The organism is Clostridioides sp. ES-S-0001-03, assembly GCF_020676075.1.
Classification (GTDB): domain Bacteria; phylum Bacillota; class Clostridia; order Peptostreptococcales; family Peptostreptococcaceae; genus Clostridioides.
Genome location: NZ_JACVWJ010000037.1, coordinates 1 through 440, shown reverse-complemented (window position 1 = coordinate 440; position 440 = coordinate 1). Strand labels below are relative to the sequence as shown.

Sequence of the window (440 nt, the reverse complement as noted above, 5' to 3'; positions counted from 1 at the left end):
AATCCCCGTGTCGGTGGTTCGATTCCGCCTCTGGGCACCAAGAATATGGCGGTATAGCTTAGTTGGCTAGAGCGTTCGGTTCATACCCGAAAGGTCATAGGTTCGACTCCTATTACCGCTACTAAAATTTAATGTGGGCCATTAGCTCAGTTGGTTAGAGCGCCCGGCTCATAACCGGTAGGTCTGGGGTTCGAGTCCCTGATGGCCCACCACATTAAATTAATAAAATTTCGAGGTGTAGCGCAGTTTGGTAGCGCACATGGTTTGGGACCATGGGGCCGGGGGTTCGAGTCCCTTCACCTCGACCAATATAATGGTGGGTATAGCTCAGTTGGTTAGAGCGCCAGATTGTGGCTCTGGAGGTCGTGAGTTCGACTCTCATTATCCACCCCAACTAATATGGTCTATTAGCTCAGTCGGTAGAGCACCTGACTTTTAAT

General features: G+C 50.2%; 4 tRNA genes. All 4 read left to right on the top strand.

Features of this window, described 5'->3' with window-relative positions:
* Nucleotides 1-47 precede the first annotated feature (47 nt).
* A tRNA-Met gene (locus IC174_RS20770) sits at nt 48-121 on the top strand.
* Nucleotides 122-135: 14 nt separating this feature from the next.
* Nucleotides 136-212, top strand: a tRNA-Ile gene (locus IC174_RS20765).
* 19 nt (nt 213-231) lie between these two features.
* Nucleotides 232-308: transfer RNA gene (locus IC174_RS20760), tRNA-Pro, on the top strand.
* A gap of 8 nt (nt 309-316) precedes the next feature.
* Nucleotides 317-393, top strand: a tRNA-His gene (locus IC174_RS20755).
* The last annotated feature ends 47 nt before the right edge of the window (nt 394-440 follow it).